This is a genomic window from Streptomyces sp. NPDC059248 (assembly GCF_042753905.1).
Lineage (GTDB): Bacteria > Actinomycetota > Actinomycetes > Streptomycetales > Streptomycetaceae > Streptomyces.
Map to the genome: position 1 here is coordinate 24,577 of NZ_JBHYZV010000089.1, position 2,647 is coordinate 27,223.

The window sequence follows — 2,647 nt, forward strand, 5'->3', positions numbered from 1 at the left end:
GCCCCCAACCCGCTCAACGGCGCCCCCCCCCGGCCCCGGCCCGCTGTTTACACTCGCTCCGCAGGCCGGCACCGCGCCGGCACTCCGTCGGCGAAGAGCCGAAGCGCAGAGACAGAGGGGGAGCGGATCATGACGCGTCACGACGACCGCGCCCGCACCCCCCGCCCCCGGTACGACGTGATCCCGGTGTCCTCGTACGACCGGTGACGGCTGCGCGCCCGCCACCGGACCCTCCGACGCCCCGTACCGCCCCCCACTGCCGGCCCGCCGCCGTACGCGACCCCGTCGCCGTGCCCGGTCGCGGCCGATCGCCGCCGGGGGCGTGGTCGGCCCGTGCCCGGCACGGGCCGCCGTACGGCGCACGCCGTACATCGTCGGAGACATCGCGCCGCCCCGTTCGACACCTCTCGAAAGGCCGAGGGCCGTGCGCAACGACCTCACCCGCGCCACCACCGTCCGTCCCACCGTCGCTCCCACCGCCCGTACCGCGGTCAGTACGCCGGTCCGTACCGCGGCCCGTACCGCCGTCCCCGCCGGGACCGGCGACCTGGCGGCCGTACGCAATCTGGGCATCCTCGCCCATGTGGACGCGGGCAAGACCACCGTCACCGAGCGGATCCTGTATCTGACCGGCACCACCCACAAACGCGGCGAGGTCCACGACGGCACCACCGTCACCGACTTCGACCCGCAGGAGCGCGACCGCGGGATCACCATCTTCGCCGCGGCCGTCAGCTGCGACTGGGACGGCCACCGGATCAACCTCATCGACACCCCAGGGCACGTCGACTTCGCCGACGAGGTCGAACGCTCCCTCCGGGTCCTCGACGGCGCGGTCGCCGTCTTCGACGCGGTCGCCGGGGTCGAGCCGCAGACCGAGTCGGTCTGGCGGCAGGCGGACCGGTACGGAGTTCCGCGGATCGCGTTCGTCAACAAGATGGACCGCGCGGGGGCGGACCTCGACGCGACGGCCGCGGCGATCCGCGACCGGCTGGACACCGTGCCGCTCGTCGTCCACCTCCCCATCGGGCGGGAGAACGGCTTCACCGGCGTCGTGGACCTCCTCCGTATGCGGGCCCTGACCTGGGAGCCCGGCGCCGACTCCGTCACCGAGGGGCCGGTACCGGCCGGCCTCGCCGATGAGGCGGCCCGCCGCCGCGCGCTGCTCGCGGAGTCGGTCGCCGAGCTGCACATCGGTGCCCTGGAGGAGTTCCACACCGACGGGACCGTCACGGCCGGGACCCTCGCGGCGGCGCTGCGGGAGCTGACCCGCGACGGCGAAGCTGTGGCCGTGCTGTGCGGCTCCGCGTACCGCAACATCGGTATCGAACCGCTGCTCGCGGCCGTCGTGGACTGGCTGCCGTCCCCGCTCGACGTACCGCCGGTACGGGGCACGGCGCCGGGCGGCGCGGAACACGGGGAGCGGCGGGACCCGGACCCGGCGGAGCCGTTCGCCGGGCTCGTCTTCAAGGTGACGGCGACCGCCACCGGGCGGCTGACGTTCCTGCGGGTGTACGCGGGCACGATCGGGCGCGGGGACACCGTGCTGGACGCGGGCGCCCGGCGCACCGAGCGGATCGGCCGGATCCTGCGGGTCCGCGCCGACCGGCACACCGAGGCCGACCGCGCGGTCGCCGGTGACATCGTCGCCGTCGTCGGGGTCAAGGCGGCCCGCGCCGGGGCGACCCTGTGCGCGCCGTCGGCACCGCTGGTGCTGGAGCCGCCCGGGGTGCCCGAGCCGGTGGTGTCGGTGGCCGTCGAGGCCCGGCGCGCCCTCGACACCGACCGGCTCGCCGTCGCCCTGGCACGGCTCGCCGACGAGGACCCGTCGCTGACGGTGCGGACCGACCCCGAGACCGGTCAGACCGTGCTGTCGGGGATGGGCGAGCTGCATCTGGAGGTGGCCGTGGAGAAGATCCGCCGCGACCAGGGCCTGGAGATCACGGTCGGGCGGCCCCGGGTCGCGTACCGGGAGACCGTGGTCGAAGGCGTACGAGGACGGGTGTACCGCCATGTGAAGCAGGACGGCGGCGCCGGACAGTTCGCGCATGTCGTCATCGACGTCGAGGCGCTGGACCCGCCCGGCGGCGACGGCGCGGAGCCCCTGGTGTTCACATCCGCCGTCACCGGGGGCCGGGTACCGAAGGAGTACGTGCGCGCGGTCGAGGCCGGCTGCCGCGACGCGCTCGCCGAAGGGCCGCTCGGCGGCCATCCGGTGACCGGTCTCCGGGTGGTCCTGACCGACGGGGCGACCCACCCGAAGGACTCGTCCGAGCTCGCCTTCCGCGCGGCGGGGCGCTTCGCCCTCCGCGAGGCGCTGCGTGCCGCGCGGATGGTGCTGCTGGAGCCGGTTGCCGAGGTCACCGTCGTCGTGCCGGACGACGCGGTCGGCGCGGTACTCGGCGATCTCGCGGCCCGCCGGGGCCGGGTCTCGGGCTCCACCGCCCGGGGCGGCACCTCGGTGGTCACGGCGACGATGCCCCTGGCGGAGCTGTTCGGCTACGCGACCCGTCTGCGCGGCCGCACCCGCGGCCGGGGCACCTTCACGGCCCGCCCCACGGGCTACGCCCCGGCTCCGGCGACGGGGGCGGGTGCGGGGACGACGGGCTGTTCGGGGCAGGCGCGGGCCCGGAGTGATCTCCGGGCC

At 75.8% G+C, this 2,647-nt stretch carries 1 protein-coding gene; it reads left to right on the top strand.

Going from position 1 to position 2,647, the window contains the following annotated elements; all coding sequences use genetic code 11:
* Positions 1-547: 547 nt before the first annotated feature.
* Positions 548-2,647 (top strand): elongation factor G (gene fusA, locus ACFXG1_RS28460; RefSeq protein WP_384745127.1); only part of this gene is annotated, 2,100 nt, incomplete at its 3' end.